Raw genomic sequence first — 245 nt, 5'->3', positions numbered from 1 at the left:
ACCTTCCAGCACGGCAACACCATTCGACTCGCCCTACCTGTCACGAGCGAGCTGTTGCGCGGCTCCGCAGTCCAAATTCCGGCGGCCACCGCAGCCGGCGCGGGAGTGCAACCCGGCGGCCGGCGCAACTTCGGCACAGCTGCCGGAGACGCCGCGATCATTTGGCCGCTGTGGAGCACCAACGGGCCACGGCTCGGCACTATTCGCGCACTCGCCAAGTCCCACGGCGCGCAGATCGGCGACAC

Annotated in this window: 1 protein-coding gene; it reads left to right on the top strand. The window is 69.0% G+C overall.

What is annotated here, in order from left to right:
• On the top strand, window positions 1-245 hold a 245-nt coding region (locus FVA95_RS32470), incomplete at both ends, for a hypothetical protein (protein ID WP_205016104.1).

The sequence above is a fragment of the Pseudonocardia sp. EV170527-09 genome (assembly GCF_008369905.1).
GTDB lineage: Bacteria > Actinomycetota > Actinomycetes > Mycobacteriales > Pseudonocardiaceae > Pseudonocardia.
Note: the sequence above shows the minus strand (reverse complement) of the source record. Positions and strands in the feature narration are given on the sequence as shown.